This window comes from Streptomyces rhizosphaerihabitans, assembly GCF_025399795.1.
In the GTDB taxonomy this organism is placed as follows: domain Bacteria; phylum Actinomycetota; class Actinomycetes; order Streptomycetales; family Streptomycetaceae; genus Streptomyces; species Streptomyces rhizosphaerihabitans.
In genome coordinates this window covers 43508-65481 of sequence record NZ_JAODTZ010000050.1, presented here as the reverse complement: position 1 = coordinate 65481, position 21974 = coordinate 43508, and the positions used below count along the sequence as shown (strand labels likewise).

Genomic DNA, 21974 nt, shown 5'->3' with positions numbered 1-21974 from the left:
ACGGGTTCTCTCAAGTGGCGCGGCGGATGGGGCCGGGTGAGGCTGCCGGGGAGAGCCGCGTTCCTCCGCGAACGGGAAGAACCGGCGGACCGGGAGAACCGTCCCCTCATCCGGAGGATCCCGTGCCCGTACCGATACGGCGCCTGATCGTGGCGCTGACCCTCTCCTGCGTCCTGATCGGCGGTTCCGCAGCCTGTGGCAGCGGCGGATCCGGGCAGGACACCGCCGCCGTGGTGCAGGCGGCCGCCACCCCCACCCCGACCACTTCGGCGCAGAAGCAGAAGTTCGCCAAGACCCGCTTCGTGGCGAACGCGGGGCTCGCGGCCGGCGCCACCTACCAGTGGATCGTCAAACCCTGGAAGGCGGGCACGTTCAAGAAGGGCGCGAAGGGCCGCCGGGTCGCCCTGGTCAAGGCCGGGCTCGCCGGCGCCTTCGCGTACAACCGGCTCAAGGCCGCCACGAAGAACGCCCAGGGCGATCCCGCCCTGTCCAAGGCCCTCGCCCCGCTCGCCGCGGGCATCGCCGCGCTCAAGGACCTGCCCGCCAAGCTGCGCAAGGGCGACTCCACCGACGCCGTCGCCAACTCCTTCGACGACATCATCAACAAGGTGAAGGCGGCCGGGAAGAGCGCGGGCGCCGAGGTCAAGGACAAGGTGCCGTCGGCGTCCCAGCTCAGCGGAGGCTAGGCCCGCCCGGCGGACCCGGCGGACCCGGCGAACCGGTGTGATCCGGTCGGTCTGGCCTGATTCGGCCCGCCGGCGCGGCCGGATCGGGATCGTCGGTGCGGCTAGGAGTTCAGCTCGGCCAGCACGCGCAGTGTGTGGGGGTCCGGGGACAGGACCAGCAGGTCGGTCACCGGGCCCTTGCGCCACAACTCCAGCCGCTCGGCGATGCGTTCACGTGGTCCGACAAGCGAGATCTCGTCTGCGAAGGCGTCCGGTACGGCCAGGACGGCCTCCTCCCGGCGCCCCTCCAGGAACAGCCGCTGGATCCTGCGGGCCTCCTCCTCGAAGCCCATCCGGGCCATCAGATCGGCGTGGAAGTTACGGGCCGAGTGCCCCATCCCGCCGATGTAGAAGCCGAGCATCGCCTTGACCGGCAGCAGCCCCTCGGCGACGTCGTCGCAGACGTGCGCCCGGGCCATCGGCGCCACGAGGAAGCCCTCGGGCAGGTCGGCGAGCGAGGCCTCGTACGCCTGAGGACGCGTCGGCGACCAGTACAGCGGCAGCCAGCCGTCGGCGATCCGGGTCGTCTGCGCGATGTTCTTCGGTCCCTCCGCCCCGAGCAGGAGCGGCAGTTCGGCCCGGAGCGGATGGGTGATGGGCTTCAGCGCCTTGCCGAGTCCCGTGCCGTCGGCGCCCCGGTACGGGTGGGAGTGGAAGCGTCCGTCCAGCTCGACCGGCCCCTCGCGCCGCAGAACCTGGCGTACGACGTCGACGTACTCCCGGGTCGCGGTCAGCGGCGACTTCGGGAACGGCCGCCCGTACCAGCCCTCGACGACCTGGGGTCCCGACAGACCGAGCCCCAGCATCATGCGCCCGCCGGAGAGATGGTCGAGGGTGAGCGCGTGCATCGCGGTGGTGGTGGGGGGACGGGCGGCCATCTGCGCGATCGCCGTGCCGAGTCGGATGCGCGTGGTCCGCGCGGCGATCCAGGTGAGCGGGGTGAACGCGTCCGAACCCCATGACTCGGCGGTCCACACCGAGTGGTAGCCGAGCCGCTCCGCCTCCTGGGCGAGCGGCACATGGTCCGTCGAGGGGCCGCGCCCCCAGTAGCCGAGCGCGAGACCGAGCCGCATGTCGCCTCCAGAACCAGAATTCTGACGGTCCGTCAGTCATGTGGGTGCTGCGACTGTACGACAACGGCCCCCCGCCGGAAAGGGCGAGGGGCCGTCGCTGCGACGATGGGCGGGTCAGCCGCGCTGGATCCCCGAGGTGTCCTGAAGCACACCGCGACGACCGTCCTGCGTCTGCGCCACCAGGGTCGCACCGCGCTGCTCGACGGCCAGGTACCAGGTACCCGGCGCCAGTTCGGCGATCGGCGCCTGCGCGCCGTCCTCCGAGAACAGCGGGCGCGCGACCGGCACGGCGAACCAGAACGGCGAGAAGTCCTGAGCGGGCTGCTGCGTCTGCGGGGCCGGCGGCTGACCCGGCTGCGCGCCGAACGGCTGCCCCGGCTGGGACGGCTGAGCACCGTAGGGCTGCTGACCGGGCTGGCCGGGCTGGCTCGGCTGCGAGGCTCCCGGGTACCCGTAACCACCCTGCGGCTGACCGCCGTAGGGCTGCGGGGAGGGGAGCGCGGGAGCGCCGACGAGGGCGACCTTGAGCGCGGGGACGAGCGGGCTCGCGACGGCCGCGCCGGCCAGCGCGAGGGCCGCGATGAAGCCGAGGATGGTTCCGGCGGCGGCGTCGGCGCTGTCCGGGACGTCCACGAGCGACCAGAACATGGTCCAGGCGACGAGCACCGTGAAGGCCACGCCGACCGTGCCCAGGTCGAGCCCGGCGATCTTGCGCGGCTGCGGCAAGCAGCGGTTGACGACGATCAGAGCGGCGCCGATCACCCCACCCATGTAGACGCCGAGGCCTTCGCCGAGGCTGTCCCATGCGGTCGCGTCGTAGTTGTACCCAGAAATGGAGTAGAGCTTGAGGAACGACGCGATGAACAGCAACACCGCTGCTCCGATCACCACGCCGTCGCCTCGAGTGAGGGAGCGGATATTCACTTCAGGTCCTTCGTCAGTCGTCTCGTCGTCATGGAGGCATCGCTGTTCACCGTGTCGCCGTCATGGTGTCGCCGTCGGGACTCGGTGTGAAGCGCGGGGGTGGCCCTTTTATCGTACGGACGACACTATCGCCCGGACGATCAGGGTGTCCGCCGGGTTGGGTCCGTAGATCACTACCCGTGCAGGAAACCAACGATTCCTTCAGAGATCCCCCGTGCCGCTTTCTCTCGCCACGCGCTACTGGTGAGCAGCGCAGCGTCCTTGCTATCGCGCATGTTGCCGCATTCGATGAACACCTTGGGAACCGTTGACAGATTGAGACCACCGAGATCCTTACGGACCACCAGTCCGGTTCCGTCCCCGACGTAGTTGGAGGGCGCGCTGCCCGTCTCGCGGACGAACAGACCCGCGATGCGCTCGCCCAAGTCGCGGGAGGGGGCGACGATCGGGCGGGTGTCGGCTGCGTGCGCGTGCACCGATGCCGGGAGGATGACGTGGAAGCCGCGGTTGCCGGCCGCCGATCCGTCGGCGTGGATGGAGACGACCGCGTCCGCGTGCGCCGTGTTGCCGATGCGGGCCCGCTCGTCGACGCAGGGGCCGAAGGCGCGGTCGCCGTCCTGGGTCAGCTTCACCGTGGCGCCCTGTTTTTCGAGGATCGCCCGCATCCGGTGCGCGACGTCGAGGGTGAACCGGGCTTCCGTGTAACCCGCGTTGGTGGACGTACCGGTCGTGTCGCATTCCTTCCAGTTCGTTCCGATGTTCACCTTGCGGTTGATCTCGGACGTGTGCTGGAAGTTGCTCGGGTTGTGCCCCGGGTCGATGACGATGACCTTGCCCTTGAGGGAGCCGGAGCCGGAGGCGGCGGGCGCGGAGGAGGAGGGCGCCGAGGTCGACGGCGTACCCCCCTTGGCGTCGTCCGCCGTAGAGGCGGACGCGTGCGCGGAGGGCGAGGCGGAGCCGGGCGCGGAGGACGACGACCCGGGAACGGCCCGGCCGGACCCGCCCCCCGAATCGTCTCCCACGGCGTGGTACACCAGCCAGCCGGCCAGCGCGCCCGGTACGAGCGCGGCGAGCGCGACGGTGAGCGGTCCGCGCCGGAAACGGCGCGGCTGGGGCGGATCGAAGTCAGGGCCTACGTACGACACGTCAGCGACTCTAACCGGGCGCTCAGATCCCTGCTCCGGTTCGCCGCAGGACGCGCAACGAGTCGGTCACCGCGATCTCGGTGAACGCGCCCGATTCCAGGGCCCGGAGGTAGACGCGGTACGGGGCCTGGCCGGTGAACTCGTCGGCGGGGTCCGGGAACACGTCGTGGATGACGAGAAGACCGCCCTCGGCGACATGCGGAGCCCAGCCCTCGTAGTCGCCGCTCGCGTGTTCGTCGGTGTGGCCGCCGTCGATGAAGACCAGGCCGAGGGGCGTGCGCCAGAACGCGGCGATCTGCGGCGAGCGGCCGACCAGCGCGACCACGTGGTCCTCCAGACCCGCCCGGTGGAGGGTGCGGCGGAAGGTGGGGAGCGTGTCCATCAGGCCGATCTCCGGGTCGACCGTGGACGGGTCGTGGTACTCCCAGCCCGGCTGCTGCTCCTCGCTGCCCCGGTGGTGGTCGACCGTGATCGCGGTCACCCCGGCCTCGCGCGCCGCGTCGGCGAGCAGGATCGTGGAACGGCCGCAGTAGGTGCCGACCTCCAGGAGCGGCAGCCCGAGCCGTCCGGCCTCGACGGCGGCCTCGTACAGCGCGAGTCCCTCACCCCGCGGCATGAACCCCTTCGCGGCCTCGAAGGCGGCGAGGATCTCGGGCTTGGGTGCCGCGGGCATGGGGTCTCCTCCATCGGTGCGAACAACGGGGTGCGTCAAGCGTTGCGAACGGCTGGTGCGTGGAGCGGGTGCGGAAAAGGCTACGTGGATCGGATGCGTGCGTCCGATGCGGGCGTCCGGCGCGGAACTGCGGACCGCGCGGACGTCCGGCGTGGACATCGGGCGCGTACGACCGGTGCGAACGAACCGGGCGTACGGGTCCCTGGCCGCCCCATCGTGCCCCACACCCCCGCCGCGAGGGCGACGGGGGTGGGAATGATCACTCGGGCGGGTCCGAACGTCAGGCGGTGACCTCGGCGTCCTCGCCCGGCAGTGACAGGTCGAGGGCGACAGGCCGGTCGTCGCCCAGGTGCGTCGCCGACGAGGCGAGCGGGCCGTGGCCGGTGGCCCGAGCGGCGAGCACGTACGCGCCCTGGGCCGGCACGGCCAGCGCGTAGCTGCCGTCCTCGGCGGAGTGGGTGGCGCCCGCCTGGCGGCCGCGCCGGTCGATCAGGGTGACCTTGGCGCGGGGAACCGGGCCGCCCTCGACGTTCAGGACCCGGCCGCGGAAACCGCCGAGCACCTCGTGCGCCCGCTCCAGCGCGGCGTCCTCCTCGCTGCTGGCGACCAGCTGAGGCTTGGTGGCCGGGGGACGGCCCGGCAGGAACAGCGCCATGAGCAGGCCGACCGCGACCGCGCCGGTGGCGATCAGGAAGGACACGCGGAAGCCGTGCATGGTCGGGACCGCGACCCCGCCGACGTGGTTCGCCGTGTTGGCGAGCACCATGCCGATGACGGCGCTCGACACGGACGTGCCGATGGAACGCATCAGGGTGTTCAGACCGTTGGCGGCTCCGGTCTCCGAGGCCGGGACGGAGCCGACGATCAGGGCGGGCAGCGAGGAGTAGGCGAGGCCGATGCCCGCGCCGAGGACCACCGCGATGACCAGGGACTGCCAGGCGGCGTTCATCAGGCCGAGGCCCGCGCCGTAGCCGATGCCGATGATCACCATGCCGATGATCAGCGTGACCTTCGGGCCGTACTTCGCCGACAGGCGGGCGTACACGGGCGCGGTGAACATCATCGTCAGGCCGAGCGGCGCGACGAGCAGACCCGCCTTCACCATCGACTGGCCGAGGCCGTAGCCGGTGGACGTCGGCAGCTGGAGCAGCTGCGGCAGGACGAGGGAGACGACGTAGAAGGAGACGCCGACCATGATCGAGGCGAGGTTGGTGAAGAGGACCGCGGGGCGGGCCGTGGTGCGCAGGTCGACCAGCGGAGCCTTCAGGCGCAGCTCCATCACGCCCCACAGGAGGAGCACGGCGAGCGACGCGCCGAACAGGCCGAGCGTGGTGGGCGCGGTCCAGCCCCAGTCGCTGCCCTTGGTGATCGGCAGCAGGAAGAGCACGAGTCCGACGGAGAGCCCTATCGCGCCCAGCACGTCGAAGGTGCCCTCGGCGCGCATCGGGGACTCCGGTACGACGAGGAGGGTGAGGACGATGGAGAGGACGCCGAGGCCGGCGGCGCCGTAGAAGAGGGCGTGCCAGTCGGTGTGCTGCGCGACGAGGGCCGCGGCGGGCAGCGCGAGTCCGCCGCCGACGCCGATCGAGGAGCTCATCAGGGCCATCGCGGAGCCGAGCTTCTCGCGGGGCAGCATGTCGCGCATCAGGCCGATGCCCAGCGGGATCGCGCCCATCGCGAAGCCCTGGAGCGAACGGCCCACGATCATCGGCACCAGGGCGCTGGTCAGCGCGCTGACCAGGGCGCCGACCACCATCACGGCCAGGCTGGTGAGCAGCATGCGCCGCTTGCCGAAGAGGTCGCCGAGGCGGCCCATGATCGGCGTGGCCACGGCGCCCGAGAGCAGGGTCGAGGTCAGGACCCAGGTGGCGTTGCTGGGCGCGGTGCCCAGCAGCGTCGGCAGGTCCTTGATGACCGGGACGAGCAGGGTCTGCATCACCGCGACAACGATGCCCGCGAAGGCGAGCACGGGCACGGTCGCGCCGCTCGGCCTCCGCGCGGGCTGGTCGGTCGTCGTGTGCGTCATTGCGGGGGGCCTCCAGGCCGTAAGAAAGGAGCACTCAAGAGAGCGGCGAGCGGGGGGTGATCCGTGCGGATGCGGGGACGGTCGGTCGGGTGATCCATGGGGACACGGGGACGTCGGTCGGGTGATCCGCGCGGGATACGTGCAGGGGGAACCCGGTGCGCCTGGGCAACTATTCCGATGCTTCGGCGTACTAACGAATTCTTGACCGATCCATGGGTATCTGACCTACCGTCAGAATGAAACGTGTTCTAGTCTGGCGCGGATCCACGCACCTTGGGCCTTTGGGGAGGCACGCATGGGCATCGCGATCACGCCGGAGCAGCGGGAGCTGGCCGAGGCCGTACGCGGCTGGATCGCGCGCGCCGTACCGCCCGAGGAGGTCCGCAAACTCCTGGACGCCCCGGGCGGCGGCAGACCGCCGTTCTGGGACGCGCTCGCGGCGCAGGGGCTCCTCGCCGTGCACCTGTCCGAGGCGTACGGCGGTGGCGGCGGCGACCTCGTCGACCTCGCCGTCGTCGTGGAGGAGGCCGCGCGGGCAGCGCTGCCGGGACCGTTCGCCGCGCACGTCCTGGCGTCGGCGGTACTGCGGTCGGCCGACGCGGACAGGGCGGCCCGGGAAGGGGCGGGCGGTGACCCCGTACAAGCCGCGGGGCGAGGCGATCCCGGACAGGCCGCGGGGCGAGGCGATCCCGGACGGGCCGGAGGGCTCCCTGATCTCTTACGGGCGCTGGGGTGCGGGGAGCGCGTCGGCGCCGTCGCGTTCGGCGCCGGCTCCCTGACGGCCCTGGCGGTGGACGGCGGATACGTGCTCGACGGGACCGCGCCGCCCGTGCTCTCCGGCGCCGACGCGGACGTGCTCGTGCTGGCGGCGGCGGTCGCGGGCGCGGGCGACGGGCGGACGACGTCCGGCGACGAGCCGGCGGCGGGGCGGGACGCTCCGTCCAGTGGCGGTCAGGGAGCGGAGACGGAGGCACCGCCGGGCGGCGATATCGCGCCGGGTGGGGCGGCCGGCTTCGATGGGGGTGCCGCGTCCGGTGGTGGTACCGCGCTGGGTGGGGCCGCTGATTCCGGTAGAGGCGTCGGGTCCGGCGGCACTGTCTGGCTGGTCGTGGACGCCGCCGATCTCGTCGTCCGGCCGCACGAGAGCGCCGATCCGACACGGGCGACCGCCGAGATCCGGGCGGAAGGGGTGCGGGTCCCCGCCGACCGCGTCCTCGCGGTCGACCCGTCCCTGGTCCGGGACCTCGCCGCCGTCGTCCTCGCCGCGGACGCCTGCGGCACCGCGGCATGGGCGCTGGACACGGCCGCCGGACACGCCAGGGTCCGCGAGCAGTTCGGCCGTCCCATCGGACACTTCCAGGGCGTGAAGCACCTGTGCGCCGACATGCTCGTACGACTGGAACAGGCACGGGCGCTCACCTGGGACGCGGCACGTGCCGGCCAGGAGTCGTCCGGCGCAAGGGAGTTGGCGGCCTGCCTCGCGGCCGGTGCCGCCCTCGACGCCGCCTGCTCCTGCGCCAAGGACTGCGTCCAGATACTCGGCGGCATCGGGTTCACCTGGGAGCACGACGCCCATCTCTATCTGCGCCGAGCCCTGGTGGCACGGCAGTTGCTCGGGGCCGGGAGCGGACACCTGCGGCGGGCCGCGCGGCTCGCGCGCGGCGGCGTACGACGGGAACTGCGCCTGGAGCTGCCGCCGGAGGCGGACGGGTACCGGGCCGGGGCCCGTCAGGTGATCGACCGGGTGCGCGGGCTGGGCCCGGCGCCCGCCCGCCGGGCGCTGGCACCCACCGGATACGCCGCCCCGCATCTGCCCCCGCCGTACGGACTCGGCGCCGGCCCCGTCCAGCAACTCGCCATACAACAGGAGTTGGCGGCGGCAGAGGTGCGGATCAGCGACCTGGGGATCGCGACCTGGGTCGTACCGTCCCTCATCGCGTACGGGACCGGGGCGCAGCAGGAGCGCTATCTGCTGCCCACCCTGAGCGGCGACCTCCTGTGGTGCCAGCTCTTCTCGGAACCGGGCGCCGGATCCGACCTCGCCTCACTGCGGACCCGCGCCGAGCGCACGGCCGACGGCCGGTGGCGGATCAACGGGCAGAAGGTGTGGACGAGCGCGGCACAGTGGGCCGACCACGGGATCCTCCTCGCCCGGACGAACCCGGCCGCGCCCAAGCACAAGGGGCTCACCTACTTCGTCGTCGACATGAAGAACACCGACGGCATCGACATCCGCCCCCTGAAGGAGATCACTGGGGACTCCCTCTTCAACGACGTCTACTTCGACGACGCGCTGCTGCCCGCGGACGCGGTCGTCGGCGAGGTGGACGACGGCTGGCGGGTCGCCCGCAACACGCTCGGCAACGAACGCGTCCACATGGCCGACCAGTTGACCTTCGACACCGGCCTCGAGGCGCTGATACCGGCCGGCGTCGAGGGCTCCCGGCTCGGAGCGCTGCTCGCCGAGGCACACGCCCTGGCCTGCATCACGCTGCGCACCACCCTGCGCCAGGTCTCCGGCGTGGAACCGGGCGCGGGCGCCTCCGTCCGGAAACTGGTGCAGACCGCGCACCAGCAGAAGGTCGCCGAACTCGGACTCGAACTCCTCGGCCCCGAAGGCGCGTTGTGCGAAGGCCCGGGGGCGCGGGCCGTGCACGGATTCCTGCTCTCCCGCTGCCTGACCATCGCGGGCGGCACCACCCAGGTCCAGCTCAATGTCGTGGCCGAGCGCATCCTCGGCCTGCCACGAGACTAGGAGCGCGACATGAAGACGTACGTCGTCGGTGTCGGTATGACCAAGTTCGAGAAGCCCGAGACCCGGGAGTGGCAGTACTGGGACATGGTCCGGGAGGCCGGCTCGGGCGCCCTCGCCGACGCGGGGATCTCGTACACGGACGTGGAACAGGTGCCCGTCGGCTACTGCTTCCAGGCCTCCACCGCCGGTCAGCGCGCCGCCTACGAACTCGGCCTGACCGGCGTCCCCGTGTACAACGTCAACAACAACTGCGCCACCGGGGCGAGCGCGTTGATGCTGGCCCGGCAGTTCGTGGCGGGCGGGATCTGCGACTGTGTCCTCGCGCTGGGCTTCGAGAAGATGAAACGGGGGGTGCTCGGATCGGGCGCCGACGGCGGGGACTTCTCGACGTCGCCCGTCGCCCGTCACTACGGAATCATGGCCGCCCGGCACGGCTTCGAGATGTCCCCGCCCACCGCGCAGATCTTCGGCGACGCGGCCCGCGAGCACATGGAGCGGTACGGCACGACACAGGCCCAGCTCGCCGCCGTCGGCGCCAAGAACCACCGCCACTCGGCGCACAACCCGTACGCCCAGTTCCGGGACGTGTACTCCGTCGACGAGATCCTCGCCGCCAAGGCCGTGCACCGGCCGCTGACCAGACTCCAGTGCTCGCCCACCTCGGACGGAGCGGCCGCGGCCGTCGTCGTGTCCGAACGGTTCGCCGAGCGGCACGCGTTGGAGGACAGGGCGGTCGAAATCGTCGCCCAGTCGATGACCACCGACACCGAGGAGTCCTTCGCCTCCGGCTCCTGCATCGACGTCGTCGGACAGCCGATGTCGCGGGAAGCCGCGCGCCAGGTGTACGAACGCTCCGGACTCGGCATCGAGGACGTGGACGTCGTGGAACTCCACGACTGCTTCTCGATCAACGAACTGCTGACCTACGAGGCGCTCGGCATGTGCGGGGAGGGGGAGTCGGGCAAACTCGTCGAGTCGGGGGCCACGACGTACGGCGGACGCTGGGTGGTGAACCCCTCGGGCGGGCTGATCTCCAAGGGGCATCCGCTGGGGGCGACCGGAATCGCCCAAGTCGCCGAACTCGTATGGCAGTTGAGGGGAGAGGCTGAAGCGCGGCAGGTGCCGGGGGCGCGGGTCGGGCTCGCCCACAACATCGGGCTGGGCGGCGCGGCGGTGGTCACGCTGCTGCGCGCGGGGGCCTGAGCAGCACGGGCACCGAGCGCCGTGCCGCAGCCGGCCCGGCACCTGACTGTCGTACCCCTGACCCGCGTGGGTCCCCGGTCTGGTGACGCACGCCCGTCTGCGTCGAAATCCTGATGCAAGGACCGTAAGCCGGTTGAGAGCATGACACCCATGCTCCGAGCCGCTGAAGACACCCGGATATCAGCCCGTATCGCGCCACCCACCTGGGTGGTGATCGCGCTCGCGTGTGCCGGACAGTTCCTGGTCGTCCTGGACGTGTCCGTCGTCAACGTGGCCCTGCCCTCCATGCGGACCGACCTGGGGCTGAGCGGCCCGGGGCTGCAGTGGGTGGTGAACGCCTACTCGATCGCCTTCGCCGGATTCATGCTCCTCGGCGGGCGGGCCGGCGACCTGTACGGGCGCAAGCGGATGTTCCTGGTGGGCCTCGCGCTCTTCACGCTCGCCTCGGTCGGCGGCGGCCTCGCCCAGGAAGGCACCCAACTGCTTCTCGCGCGGGCCGCACAGGGCCTGGGGGCCGCGGTGCTCGCGCCCTCGACACTGACGATCCTGACGTCGGCCGTCCCGGAGGGCGCCGCCCGCGCGCGGGCCATCGCGACCTGGACCGCCGTCGGCGCCGGTGGCGGCGCGGCGGGCGGACTCGTCGGCGGACTGCTGGTCGACGGGCTGTCGTGGCGCTGGGTACTTCTCATCAACGTGCCCATCGGCGCGGTGGTGCTGGCCGGCGCGGCGCACTGGCTGGTGGAGAGCCGGGCCGGGGACGGGCGGCGGCTCGACCTGCCCGGCGCGCTCCTGGTGACGGCCGGCCTCGCGACGCTGGCCTACGGGATCGTGCAGACGGAGGCCGAGGGGTGGACGGCGGCGGCGACGCTGGTGCCCCTGTGCGCGGGAGCGGCGCTCATCGGGGTCTTCCTGGTCGTCGAAGCGCGGACCACGGCGCCGCTGATGCCGCTGAAACTGCTGCGGCTGCGGTCGGTGTCCTCGGCCAACGCGGCCATGTTCGTCTCCGGCTCCGCGATGTTCTGCATGTGGTTCTTCATGACGCTGTACGCGCAGAACGTGCTCGGCTACTCGCCGCTGGGCGCGGGTCTCGCGCTGGTGCCGAGCTCGCTCGCGGTGGTCATCGGCTCGAAGTCGGCACCGCGCCTCATGCCGGTCGTCGGGGCGCGCAACGTGGCGGTCCTCGGCACACTCCTGGCCGCGGCCGGCTTCGGCTGGCAGTCGACCATGACAGCGGACGGCCCGTACCTCACCGCGATCATGCTCCCCGGCATCCTGATGATGGCCGGCGCGGGCCTGGCCGCGACACCGCTGGCCGCGCTCGCGACCTCGGGCGCCGCGCCCCAGGACGCGGGGCTGGTGTCGGGCCTGGTCAACACCTCACGGGTGATGGGCGGTTCGCTGGGACTCGCGATCATGTTCACGATCGCGGCGGCCCGTACGGGAGGAAGCACCTCCGGGGAAGCCCTGACCGCCGGGTACGCGCTGGCGTTCCGCGTCAGCGGGGTGCTGCTGCTGGCCGGCGCGGTCCTGATGCTCGTATGGCTGCCGCGGAGAATCTCGCGGCGGTGAGGCAACGAAATCCGATGCTCGCGGACTCCTTCAAACATCTAGGAGGTGCTCATGGGGGATCGGAAACAGGCTCGGGACGAGGAGTTCCAGAGTTTCGTCGTCGGCCGCTGGCCGCGGCTGATGCGTACGGCATTTCTCCTGACGGGGGAGCAGCACGCGGCGGAGGACCTGGTCCAGGCGACGCTGGAGCAGGTGTACGTGGCATGGCGCAGGGTCGGCGCGGCCGATGAACCGGAGGCGTATGTGCGGCGCGTGATGATCAACGCGCACGCTCGCAAACACCGCAGAAAACTCAAGGAGTTCCTCGCGCCGAAGGACGACTCGGGCCTGGCGCGCGAGCTGCCCGACAGCGGTGACCCGATCGCCCGCGCCGACGACCGAGGCGCCCTGATCACCGCGCTCGCCCAACTGCCTCCGCGCCAGCGCCAGGCGGTGGTTCTTCGCTACTGGGAGGACCTGAGCGAGAGCCAGGCGGCGGAGGCGATGGGCTGCTCGGTGGGCGCGGTGAAGAGCAACGCGGCCAAGGGGATCGCGAAACTCCGCGTCATACCGGGCCTGGCGGACACGGTGACGCACGGAGGGCGGAAATGATGAGCGGGAACCGGGAGACGAATCACAGCATGGCGACGGAAACGGACATCGCCTTCCTGCTGGCCGAGGCGGCGGACGAGGTCGAGATCGGCATAGCCCCCTACGCGGCGGTCGTCCGCGGCGGCCGACGCCGGCGGGCCCGCCGCTGGGCGATCGCGACGGCCACCGCCCTGGTGATCGCCGGCACGACGGGGACGCTGGCACTGGCCGGGATGCCGGGCGGGAGCGGGGGCCGGGTGGAGCCGGCCGTGACGGCGCCGTCGCAGACCGGGACACCGGATCTGTTCGGGCATCGGACGGTACTGGCGAGCGGAACCGACCAGGGCAAGCCGTGGAAGGTCTTCGTCGACGTGTGGGCGGCGCCGCGTGACGCGGCGGAGGCACAGGGCCAGCTGTCGGCGATGATCGAGCAAGAGGAGGTGCCGACGGGCGTGAGCAAGGCGTCCGACCTGATCGGCAAGACCTCGTTCTTCGTGTACCGGGGCTCTCAGAAGGGGAAATCCTGGAGCGTGCAGAACACGTTCGACGCGAAGGACGTCCAGGCGGGCACGGACCTGGAGAGCGCCGCACTCCCGCTGCAACCCGGCTCCAAGGGACCGCAGCGCCTGGTCGTCGGCCATGTCGCCAAGACCGCCCGGAGTGTGACCTGCACCTGGAAGGACGGGACGACGACCGTGCTGGGCAGGGACACCTCGGACGGCGAGGGGGGCGCGCCCGGCACGTTCGCGATCCGGGCGGTCGAGGGCTCCCCGAACAGCTGGTTCGTGTGCCTGGCTCCGCAGGGTACGTCCTTCAAGTCGACGGAGGTGACGCGGTAGGAAGGCGGGAACGGGGCGGCGGGTGAGGCGAATTGGGGGAGGGCGACCCCGGAGGTGCCGCCGGCGTGGTGCGTGACGCAGCCTCGACGGACCCGAGACGGGGGCGGCCGGAGTCTGCTCCCACCAGCGGTTTCCTCTCACCGCCGGACTGACGCCCTCCACGCCCCGTCCCGGCCACGCGCCGGACGGGGCGCGGGGGCGTGGGCGTTCGGCGGTGGTTACAGCCACCCCTGCTGCCGGGCCTCCCGCATCGCCTCCATGCGGTTGCGGGTGGCCGTCTTGCCGATGGCGGAGGAGAGGTAGTTGCGGACGGTCGACTCGGAGAGGTGCAGTTTGCCGGCGATGTCGGCGACGGTGGCGCCGTCCACCGAGGCCTTCAGCACGTCGCACTCGCGGGCGGTGAGCGGATTGGGCCCGGCGCTCAGCGCGGCGGCGGCGAGCGCCGGATCGATGACGGTCTCTCCGGTCAGCACCCGCCGGATCGCCTCGGCCAGTTCCTCCACGGGCCCGTCCTTGACCAGGAACCCGGCGGCTCCCGCCTCCATGGCCCGCCGCAGATATCCGGGGCGGCCGAAGGTGGTGAGGATCAGCACCCGGCAGTCGGGCGCCTGCTCGCGCAGTTCGGCGGCGGCGTCCAGCCCGCTCTTCCCCGGCAACTCGATGTCCAGCAACGCCACATCGGGCCGGCTGATCAGCGCCGTGTCCACGATCTCGTCGCCCGCGGACACCTGCGCGACCACCTCGATGTCCGGCTCCATGCCGAGCAGCAGAGCGAGCGCCCCGCGCATCATTCCCTGGTCCTCGGCGAGCAGGACACGGATGGACTTGGCGGGCCGGTGGTCCTGGGGCATCTCGTTCACGGGGCAAGCGTAAGGCGGACAGGTCCCGGCCGGTCGCGGTATGCGCGTCGGGGGCCGCGTCGGGGGCCGATAAAAAAATCGTCCTCGTTCGAGTCCGCGAGTCTTGACGGTCCACTGCTCCGGGCAAATAATCGCCTCGGAATTCAGCGCTCCCCTTTGTAATTCCTGAGCCGATCCGGTTTTCGCAAACGTTCGGCATTTCGACCGGGAATTGGTTCGGTATTTCGATCGAACGATGTCCGGTATTTCGACCGGGCACCCGCACTGTCCTACCAGGAACGGAAGAGGTGCACCGTGTTGTCATCCTTCGTGCGCTTGCAGCGCCTCAGAAGCGCGGCCCTGGCCGTGCTGTCGGTGATGGTGGCCGTCGTTGCGCTCGCCGTGGGCGCGCCGCGGGCCACCGCCGCGGGTTCGCTCCCGTGTGACGTCTACGCCTCCGCGGGCACGCCCTGCGTCGCCGCGCACAGCCTCGTCAGGGCGCTCTACGCGTCGTACAACGGCTCGCTCTACCAGGTGCAGCGCGCTTCCGACAGCGCCACCGCGAACATCGGTCTCCTGACGGCCGGCGGGTACGCGAACGCGGCGGCCCAGGACTCCTTCTGTACCGGTACCACCTGCATCATCACAAAGATCTACGACCAGTCCGCGCGCCACAACGACCTCACGGTCGAGGGCGCCGGCGGGGCGGGCGCGGCCGATGTCGGGGCGCCCGCGGACGCGCTGCCGGTGACCGCCGGCGGCCACCAGGTCTACGGTCTGGAGATCTCGGCCGGCATGGGCTACCGGGACAACTCCACCTCGGGCGTGGCCACCAACGGGGCAGCCGAGGGGATGTACATGGTGACCTCGGGCACCCACGTCAACGGCAGCTGCTGCTTCGACTACGGCAACGCCGAGACGAACAACAAGGACACCGGCAACGGCCACATGGACGCGATCAACTTCGGCACCGAGTGCTGGTTCTCGCCCTGCTACGGCCAGGGCCCCTGGGTGCAGGCCGACCTGGAGAACGGGCTGTTCCAGTCGGACTCCGGATACAGCAAGAACACGTCGAACACCGGCACCGGGGCGATGCCGTTCGTGACCGCTTTGCTGAAAAACAACGGTCAGGACCATTTCGCGCTGAAATACGGCAACGCCCAATCGGGCAGTCTCACGACCACCTATTCCGGGGGTGAACCCACCACCAGCGGCTACTCGCCCATGCATCAGGAGGGCGCGATCGTCCTGGGCACCGGCGGAGACAACAGCAACGGCTCCATAGGGTCCTTCTTCGAGGGCGTCATGACCTCCGGTATCCCGACGGACGCCGCCGACAACCTGGTGCAGACGAACATCGTCTCCGTCGGTTACGGCGGCTCGACCGGGATCACCGGTTCGCTGACGGCCGGGTCGGAGATCTCGCTGCGCGCGACCACCTCGTGCTGCACGACCGACTACATCCGCCACCAGGCCAACGCGGCGGTCGTCTCGGCGATCACGTCGAGCAGTTCGGCGCTCGACAAGAGCGACGCCACCTGGATCGTCCGCAGGGGCCTCGCCGACAGCTCGTGCTACTCCTTCGAGTCGCGGAACTACCCGGGTGACTTCCTGCGGCACTACAACTACCAGCTCCTCCGGCAACCCATGGTCGGCACAGCGCAGTTCAGACAGGACGCCACGTTTTGCGCCGGGACCGGCAAGAGCGGAACGGGGACCTCGTTCGCGTCGTACAACTACCCGACGAGATACATCCGGCACTACAACTACAACGTCTATACAGCGAGTAATGGCGGTTCGAACGCCTTCGACAGCACCACCTCGTGGACGGACGACGTGAGCTGGGTGGTCACGGCTCCCTGGGCGCCCTAAGGGCTGTCCCGTAATCCCCGGTGGATCAGCGCGCGGCGTCAGATGCTGGGGGCCCCTCCCACGCCTTTCGGGCTGTGGGGGAGCATCGCAAGGCGGAGGGTCGTCCTCATACTGGGCGTATTCGGGCGATCCGACAACGCGGCGTGGGGGTCCCCCCTGCTCGAAGAGCTTGGGGGAGTGCCGTAGCTGTCGTCGTGCGCCCGCCGGGGATTACGGGACAGCCCTTAGCCCTGGACGGACACGCCAAGTCCGCTGATTTTTCGGAGTGGTTCGGCGGCTACCGTGCAGTCGCCGTGCGACGACGGGCCGGCCCGTGGGGGCCTGCCCGCCGCCGCGCGGTGTTCCGTCGGACCCTTCGGGCCGTGCCCCCGGCGGGGGTCGGGTCAGCGGCCCGTCGGCAGGGTCGGCTCCGCCGGTGCGAACGACGGCCCGTAGGTACCGCAGCGGCCGTCGCTCAGATCGACGCCTCCGTCAAGTCGGCTGCCTCCACCGGCAGTTCGGCCCGCACCTCGAAGCCGCCGCGCGGAGTCCGTCCGGCCCGCAGGGAGCCGCCGGCCGTGGCGAGGCGTTCGGTGAGGCCCTTGAGGCCGGTGCCGCCGATGCCCGGCTCGGGATCGGCCGGGGAGGCGTCGGTGCCGTTGTCCGAGACGGTCAGACGGACGAGGTCCGGGGTGCCGTCGACGGTGATCTCGCAGCGCGTCGCGTCACTGTGGCGTACGACGTTGGTGACGGCCTCGCGGAGCACCCAGCCGAGCAGGGCCTCGGTCTGCGGGACGAGGGGCGGCCCCGACTGCCGTACGACCGGCTCCACCCGGGCGGCGGACAGCGCCGAGCGGGCGCGGTCCAGCTCCGTGGCGAGGCTGCCCTCGCGATAGCCGGTGACCGCCTCGCGGATCTCCGTCAGGGCCTGCCGGCCGACCGACTCGATGTCCGTGACCTGCACAAGTGCCGCGTCCAGATCGCGGGGGGCCAGTCGGCGGGCCGCCTCCGACTTCACCACGATGACGGAGAGCGTGTGCCCGAGCAGGTCGTGCAGGTCGCGGGAGAAACGCATCCGTTCCTTCTCGACCGCCCGGCGCGCCAACTCCTCCCGGGCTTGGCGCAGTTCACGTACCGCCTCGGAGAGGGAGAGGATCGCGGCCGTCACCATCGTGGACAGGAAGGTGCCGTAGGCGACGTTCACCGCGTCCCAGCCCGCCCGGACGACGGAGACCGTCGCGGCGAGTGCCGTCAGACCGAGGCCGATCTTCCCGAGCCAGGGGCCGCGCACCACCGCCCCGGTGGCCAGCCCGAGCAAGGGGAAGAAGTACAGCCAGCTTCCGCCGTACCCGAGGGCCAGCGCGCAGGTGATCACGCCCATCAGGACGAGCGCCACCCGGGTCGAGCGGGCCTCCCGCTTCGTCCTCACGAACGCGCGGAACGTCACGTAGATGTACAGGGAGTTGAAGACGAACAGGCCCAGGCCGCCGATCCAGGGCTGCGCCGTCCTGCCCTGGAGGAGATTGGAGAAGGAGCCCATCCCCAGCAGCAGCCACGGCAGCAGCGCGAAGCCGGTCGGCGGCGGGCCCGGGTTCTCGGGCATCTCGCCGCCGCTCTTGCGCGCGGCCCGCTGCTCGGCCTTGAACCGTTCCATGTCGGCCTTCCAGCGGATCCGTTCGGCCCGCCACCCGCGGACCTGGCAGCCGATGCTCTTCATCAAGGGCATGTCCCGTTCCCCGTTCAGACGGTTCGTGCGGATCGACGGTACGAGACCACAGCGTACGAACCGAACACCAGGAGCCAGGCGGTCAGCACCGCCACCGCCCCGAGGCCCGGCGCCCGGCCCTCGGTGACCGACACACCCAGCTGCGCGAAGCGGTTCGTGGGCGTGTAGGGCGATATCGAGCGCAGCCAGCCGGGGAAGAGGGCGAGCGGGAACCACAGGCCGCCGACCACCGCGAGCCCCAGATTGCACACCATGTTCGCGACACCCGCGGTCTGCGCGGTCATCCGGTAGCCGTTGCCGAGGCCCAGCAGGGTGAAGGGCACCGAGCCGAGCCACAGCAGCACTGCCGTCGCGGCCCACTGCCAGGCCTCCAGCCGCACACCGTTGACCAGCCCGCCGGCCGCCAGCACCGTGACGATCGCGGGCAGCACGGTCACCGAACCGGTCAGCGCGCGCCCGAGCACCACCTCGCGCGGTGTCATCGGTGTCACCCGCAGCTGCCGCAGCCAGCCGGTCACCTTGTCCTCGGCGACCCCGCCGCCGGTGTTCAGCGCCGAGCCGACCGCGCCGTACGCGGCCATGCCGACCATCGACGCCGTCTTCCACCCGCCGTCGTCGCCACCGCCGAGGTTGGTGAACAGCAGGTACATCATCACCGGCATCGCGACACCGCCGATCACGAAGCCGGTGTCGCGCAGCGTCCGGCGCACTTCGAGCCGCAGATAGTCGAACATCAGATCTTCTCCTGAGCATGCGAGGTGAGTGCCATGAACGCGTCGTCCAGGGACGCGGGGACGACCTCCAGGCCGCGTATCGCACCCCGTTCGGCCAGCGCGACCACCGTCGCGTCCGAGTCGTCCGTGCGCAGCCGGGCCCGCTCCCCGAGCACCTCCACGGCCACCACGCCGGGCAGCAGCGCCAGGCCCTCCGCGCCGCGCCCCGCCAGGTCGAAGGAGACCCGATGGCCGCCAGCCGACCGCTTGAGCTCCTCCCCGGTCCCGTTCGCGACGATCCGCCCCCGGTCCATGACGACGATCCGGTCGGCGTGAGCGTCGGCCTCCTCCAGATAGTGCGTGGAGAAGAGCACGGTGTGGCCGCGCCGGGCGTAGGCCCGCATCGACTCCCAGAACGCGTGCCGTGCCTCCACGTCGAGCGCGGCGGTCGGCTCGTCGAGCACGATCAGCGCGGGGTTCCCGGCGAGTGCCACCGCGAACCGCACCCGCTGCGCCTGCCCGCCGGACAGCCGGTCGACGCGCCGCCCGGCCAGTTCCGGGATGCCCGCGAGCCGCAGGGCCTCGGCCACCGGAAGCGGCGCGGGATAGCGTCCCGCCACGAAGGAGACCAGTTCCTGGACGGTGACCCTCGGCACCGGCCGGGTGTCCTGGAGCATCGCGCCGACCCGTCCGGCGCGCACCGATTCCTCCGGGCGGCCGCCGAAGAGCGCGACCGATCCCTCGTCCGGCTCGTCCAGACCCAGCAGCAGCGAGATGGCCGTCGACTTGCCCGCGCCGTTGCGGCCCAGCAGCGCCACCGTCTCGCCGCACGCCACGTCGAGGTCGAGACCGGCCGCGGCGCGCACGTCGCCGAAGGTCTTGACCACGCCCCTGAAGGACACGGCCGATGGCGTCGCCGTCCCCGTCGTCCGTGTCCCCGCCGACGTTTCCGCCGACCTTTCCGCCCTCGGTCCCGCCGTGCTCCCCGCGGTCGTCCCCGTCGTCCGTGTCATGAGAACGACGCTAGAGGTCCGTGGCCGTGCCCCGGCAGATGCACTTGTCGGCGATCGGCCGGGACAAATGTCACGGCCCCCCGCCGCGACGCGTTCCCGCGAAGGCCGCCGTGACGGCTTGATCTGACATGGCGTCAGTAGTCTTCACAAGTAATGGGCGCTGGGCTATACAAGGGTTCGCCGGACTGGAACGCGTTCTAGAACGAGCGGGTTCCACGGCCCAGTGTCGACCTCGGTGCGGCCGACGGTGCGGACGGCCGCACCGAGGTCTTTCGCGCAGTCGAGTCAGGAGCCCCATGCCCATTGACGCCGCCAAGGCCGTCGCAGCGGAACCGCGGACCGGAGAGATCACCTGGACCCCCAAGGACGTCCAGCTCTACCACCTGGGTCTGGGCGCGGGTATCCCCGCGACCGACCCCGACGAGCTGCGCTACACCCTCGAATCCAGGCTGCACGTCCTGCCGAGCTTCGCCACCGTGGCGGGCGCCGGCTCACCGGGCGTGATCAGCGGCCTCTCCATGCCCGGCGTCGACGTCGACCTCGCCCGCGTCCTGCACGGCGGACAGACCGTCCGGCTGCACCGCCCGATCCCCGCCGAGGGTACGGCGACCGCCACCGGGCGCATCGCCGCGGTCTACGACAAGGGCAAGGCCGCCGTCCTCGTCATGCGCACCGAAGTGGCCGACGCGGACGGCCCGTTGTGGACGAACGACGCCCAGATCTTCGTACGGGGCGAAGGCGGCTGGGGCGGTGACCGGGGCCCCAGCACCCGCCTCGAAGCGCCGGCGGGCCCACCGGACCGAACCGTCGAGCGGCCGATCCGCGAGGACCAGGCCCTGCTCTACCGGCTCTCCGGAGACCGGAACCCGCTGCACGCCGACCCCGAGTTCGCCAAGCTCGCCGGATTCGACCGGCCGATCCTGCACGGGCTGTGCACGTACGGCATGACGCTCAAGGCCGTCGTCGACACCCTGCTCGGCGGCGATGTGACCCGCGTCCGCTCGTACACCACCCGCTTCGCCGGAGTCGTCTTTCCCGGCGAGACCCTGCGCATCCGGATGTGGCGGCGTGACGACGGGGTCCGGGTGGCGGTGAGCGCGGTCGAAAGGGACGACGCGCCGGTCCTCGCCGACACCGTCGTCGATCACGCCTGACATTTGCACGAACCGTCCTGAGGGGAGCCGCACCATGCGCGCAGCCGTACAGCACGAGATAGGCCAGGACAAACTCGAAGTCCTCGACGACGTCGAGGCGGTGGGCTTCGGACCCGGCAAAGTGCGCATCCGGGTGCGGGCCACCGGGCTGTGTCACTCGGACCTGTCCGCGATGAACGGAGTCCTGCCGCAGCCCGCGCCGTTCGTGCCCGGGCACGAGGGCGCCGGCGAGATCACCGAAGTCGGCGAGGGCGTCACCCACGTGAAGCCCGGTGACCGGGTCGTCATCTGCTGGCTGCCTGCCTGCGGCGTCTGTCCCGCCTGCAAGCGTGGCCAGACCGAACTGTGCCTGGCCGGATTCATGAACGCGGGCACCCCCAACTTCAAGCGTCCCGGCGGTGACGTCTTCGGCTTCGCGGGCACCGGCACCTTCGCCGAGGAGGTGGTCGTCGCCGCGGGCTGCGCGGTCCCCATCCCCGACGACGTGCCCTTCGACATCGCCGCCCTGATCGGCTGCGGCGTCACCACCGGACTCGGCGCCGCCCTCAACACCGCTGACGTGGAAGCCGGTTCATCGGTCGCGGTCATCGGCTGCGGAGGCGTCGGCATCTCCGCGATCCAGGGCGCCCGGCTCAGGGGAGCCGCCGAGATCGTCGCCGTCGACCCGGTCGCCTCGCGTCGGGAGGCCGCGCTCGGGTTCGGTGCCACCAAGGCCGTCTCGCCCGACGAACTGGCCGACGCCAAACAGTCTTTGACCGCGGGCGAGGGCTTCGACTACGTCTTCGAGGTCGTCGGCAGGTCCGCCACCGCACGCACCGCCTACGACCACACCCGCCGCGGCGGCACCCTCGTCGTCGTCGGGGCCGGCGCCATGGACGACTTCCTCCAGCTCAACATGTTCGAGTTGTTCTTCGACGAGAAGCGCATCCTGCCCTCCATGTACGGCGGCGGGGACGTCCTTCGGTCGTACGAGCGCACGATCGCCCTGTGGCGTGCGGGCCGCATCGACCTCGAAGGCCTGATCACCCACCGGGTGCCGCTGGCCGAGATCAACGAGGCGCTCGACCAGATGCGTTCGGGCACCGCCCTGCGGACGTGCATCGAGATCTGACGCCCCACGACGGTCCATGACGCCCAGGGACGCCCTACGACCGCCGAGGACCTCCACGACAACCG

Annotated in this window: 18 protein-coding genes; 9 read left to right on the top strand and 9 right to left on the bottom strand. The window is 71.2% G+C overall.

Annotated elements, in window-relative coordinates:
• Positions 1-122: 122 nt before the first annotated feature.
• Positions 123-686, top strand: a complete 564-nt coding sequence (locus N4G66_RS35665; RefSeq protein WP_261708445.1) for a hypothetical protein — start codon at positions 123-125, stop codon at positions 684-686.
• A 101-nt stretch (positions 687-787) separates the two neighbouring features.
• On the opposite strand, the gene N4G66_RS35660 is transcribed toward N4G66_RS35665, so the two are convergent.
• The 5 genes from N4G66_RS35660 to N4G66_RS35640 all read right to left on the bottom strand — a co-directional run bounded on the left by N4G66_RS35660 (position 788) and on the right by N4G66_RS35640 (position 6566).
• Positions 788-1798: an LLM class F420-dependent oxidoreductase gene (locus tag N4G66_RS35660; RefSeq protein WP_261708444.1), complete on the bottom strand. Its 1011-nt coding sequence runs from the start codon at positions 1796-1798 to the stop codon at positions 788-790.
• 114 nt (positions 1799-1912) lie between these two features.
• The gene (locus N4G66_RS35655; protein ID WP_261708443.1) at positions 1913-2722 is read right to left on the bottom strand and encodes a DUF5336 domain-containing protein; all 810 of its coding nucleotides are present in this window, start codon (positions 2720-2722) and stop codon (positions 1913-1915) included.
• Between the two features lie 173 nt (positions 2723-2895).
• Positions 2896-3867: an N-acetylmuramoyl-L-alanine amidase gene (locus N4G66_RS35650; RefSeq protein WP_261708442.1), complete on the bottom strand. Its 972-nt coding sequence runs from the start codon at positions 3865-3867 to the stop codon at positions 2896-2898.
• Between the two features lie 22 nt (positions 3868-3889).
• Complete coding sequence (locus N4G66_RS35645) at positions 3890-4540, bottom strand: class I SAM-dependent methyltransferase (RefSeq protein ID WP_261708441.1); 651 nt, start codon at positions 4538-4540, stop codon at positions 3890-3892.
• Between the two features lie 280 nt (positions 4541-4820).
• The gene (locus N4G66_RS35640) at positions 4821-6566 is read right to left on the bottom strand and encodes an MFS transporter (RefSeq protein WP_261708440.1); all 1746 of its coding nucleotides are present in this window, start codon (positions 6564-6566) and stop codon (positions 4821-4823) included.
• A 295-nt stretch (positions 6567-6861) separates the two neighbouring features.
• Between N4G66_RS35640 and N4G66_RS35635 the strand changes: the two genes are divergently transcribed.
• The 5 genes from N4G66_RS35635 (at position 6862) to N4G66_RS35615 (ending at position 13502) form a co-directional block, all read left to right on the top strand.
• Positions 6862-9321: an acyl-CoA dehydrogenase gene (locus N4G66_RS35635; RefSeq protein ID WP_261708439.1), complete on the top strand. Its 2460-nt coding sequence runs from the start codon at positions 6862-6864 to the stop codon at positions 9319-9321.
• A gap of 9 nt (positions 9322-9330) precedes the next feature.
• The gene (locus N4G66_RS35630; RefSeq protein WP_261708438.1) at positions 9331-10524 is read left to right on the top strand and encodes a lipid-transfer protein; all 1194 of its coding nucleotides are present in this window, start codon (positions 9331-9333) and stop codon (positions 10522-10524) included.
• A 150-nt stretch (positions 10525-10674) separates the two neighbouring features.
• Positions 10675-12093, top strand: coding sequence for an MFS transporter (locus tag N4G66_RS35625; RefSeq protein ID WP_261708437.1), 1419 nt, complete (start codon positions 10675-10677; stop codon positions 12091-12093).
• Positions 12094-12144: 51 nt separating this feature from the next.
• Complete coding sequence (locus N4G66_RS35620) at positions 12145-12684, top strand: SigE family RNA polymerase sigma factor (protein ID WP_261708436.1); 540 nt, start codon at positions 12145-12147, stop codon at positions 12682-12684.
• Between the two features lie 29 nt (positions 12685-12713).
• A complete protein-coding gene (locus tag N4G66_RS35615; RefSeq protein ID WP_261708435.1) occupies positions 12714-13502 on the top strand; it encodes a hypothetical protein in 789 nt (262 codons plus the stop codon).
• A 218-nt stretch (positions 13503-13720) separates the two neighbouring features.
• On the opposite strand, the gene N4G66_RS35610 is transcribed toward N4G66_RS35615, so the two are convergent.
• Positions 13721-14353 (bottom strand): response regulator transcription factor, encoded by a 633-nt coding sequence (locus N4G66_RS35610; protein WP_261708465.1) that lies wholly within the window; start codon positions 14351-14353, stop codon positions 13721-13723.
• Positions 14354-14719: 366 nt separating this feature from the next.
• On the opposite strand from N4G66_RS35610, the gene N4G66_RS35605 reads away from it, so the two are divergent.
• Positions 14720-16213, top strand: a complete 1494-nt coding sequence (locus tag N4G66_RS35605; RefSeq protein ID WP_315903733.1) for an alpha-L-arabinofuranosidase B — start codon at positions 14720-14722, stop codon at positions 16211-16213.
• 454 nt (positions 16214-16667) lie between these two features.
• Here N4G66_RS35605 and N4G66_RS35600 read toward each other — a convergent pair whose 3' ends face one another.
• The 3 genes from N4G66_RS35600 to N4G66_RS35590 are packed head-to-tail and all read right to left on the bottom strand — an operon-like array spanning position 16668 to position 19533.
• The gene (locus N4G66_RS35600) at positions 16668-17918 is read right to left on the bottom strand and encodes a sensor histidine kinase (protein ID WP_261708432.1); all 1251 of its coding nucleotides are present in this window, start codon (positions 17916-17918) and stop codon (positions 16668-16670) included.
• Positions 17919-17932: 14 nt separating this feature from the next.
• Positions 17933-18652 (bottom strand): ABC transporter permease, encoded by a 720-nt coding sequence (locus tag N4G66_RS35595; RefSeq protein ID WP_261708431.1) that lies wholly within the window; start codon positions 18650-18652, stop codon positions 17933-17935.
• Entirely contained in the window at positions 18652-19533 is an 882-nt protein-coding gene (locus N4G66_RS35590; protein WP_261708430.1) for an ABC transporter ATP-binding protein, read from the bottom strand. The genes N4G66_RS35595 and N4G66_RS35590 overlap by 1 nt, the downstream gene beginning before the upstream one ends.
• 407 nt (positions 19534-19940) lie before the next feature.
• Here N4G66_RS35590 and N4G66_RS35585 point away from each other — a divergent pair, with 407 nt between their 5' ends.
• Together N4G66_RS35585 and N4G66_RS35580 are read left to right on the top strand one after the other, a co-directional pair.
• Positions 19941-20798: a MaoC/PaaZ C-terminal domain-containing protein gene (locus N4G66_RS35585; RefSeq protein WP_261708429.1), complete on the top strand. Its 858-nt coding sequence runs from the start codon at positions 19941-19943 to the stop codon at positions 20796-20798.
• 34 nt (positions 20799-20832) lie between these two features.
• Positions 20833-21909, top strand: a complete 1077-nt coding sequence (locus tag N4G66_RS35580; protein WP_261708428.1) for a Zn-dependent alcohol dehydrogenase — start codon at positions 20833-20835, stop codon at positions 21907-21909.
• Positions 21910-21974: the final 65 nt, after the last annotated feature.

Excerpts from the sequence above, each read along its gene's own strand:
- N4G66_RS35660 (WP_261708444.1), bottom strand. The coding sequence starts at position 1,798 with ATGCGGCTCGGTCTCGCGCTCGGCTACTGGGGGCGCGGCCCCTCGACG.
- N4G66_RS35645 (WP_261708441.1), bottom strand. The coding sequence starts at position 4,540 with ATGCCCGCGGCACCCAAGCCCGAGATCCTCGCCGCCTTCGAGGCCGCG.
- N4G66_RS35640 (WP_261708440.1), bottom strand. The coding sequence starts at position 6,566 with ATGACGCACACGACGACCGACCAGCCCGCGCGGAGGCCGAGCGGCGCG.
- N4G66_RS35635 (WP_261708439.1), top strand. The coding sequence starts at position 6,862 with ATGGGCATCGCGATCACGCCGGAGCAGCGGGAGCTGGCCGAGGCCGTA.
- N4G66_RS35630 (WP_261708438.1), top strand. The coding sequence starts at position 9,331 with ATGAAGACGTACGTCGTCGGTGTCGGTATGACCAAGTTCGAGAAGCCC.
- N4G66_RS35625 (WP_261708437.1), top strand. The coding sequence starts at position 10,675 with ATGCTCCGAGCCGCTGAAGACACCCGGATATCAGCCCGTATCGCGCCA.
- N4G66_RS35620 (WP_261708436.1), top strand. The coding sequence starts at position 12,145 with ATGGGGGATCGGAAACAGGCTCGGGACGAGGAGTTCCAGAGTTTCGTC.
- N4G66_RS35615 (WP_261708435.1), top strand. The coding sequence starts at position 12,714 with ATGGCGACGGAAACGGACATCGCCTTCCTGCTGGCCGAGGCGGCGGAC.
- N4G66_RS35610 (WP_261708465.1), bottom strand. The coding sequence starts at position 14,353 with ATGCCCCAGGACCACCGGCCCGCCAAGTCCATCCGTGTCCTGCTCGCC.
- N4G66_RS35605 (WP_315903733.1), top strand. The coding sequence starts at position 14,720 with ATGGTGGCCGTCGTTGCGCTCGCCGTGGGCGCGCCGCGGGCCACCGCC.
- N4G66_RS35600 (WP_261708432.1), bottom strand. The coding sequence starts at position 17,918 with ATGCCCTTGATGAAGAGCATCGGCTGCCAGGTCCGCGGGTGGCGGGCC.
- N4G66_RS35595 (WP_261708431.1), bottom strand. The coding sequence starts at position 18,652 with ATGTTCGACTATCTGCGGCTCGAAGTGCGCCGGACGCTGCGCGACACC.
- N4G66_RS35585 (WP_261708429.1), top strand. The coding sequence starts at position 19,941 with ATGCCCATTGACGCCGCCAAGGCCGTCGCAGCGGAACCGCGGACCGGA.
- N4G66_RS35580 (WP_261708428.1), top strand. The coding sequence starts at position 20,833 with ATGCGCGCAGCCGTACAGCACGAGATAGGCCAGGACAAACTCGAAGTC.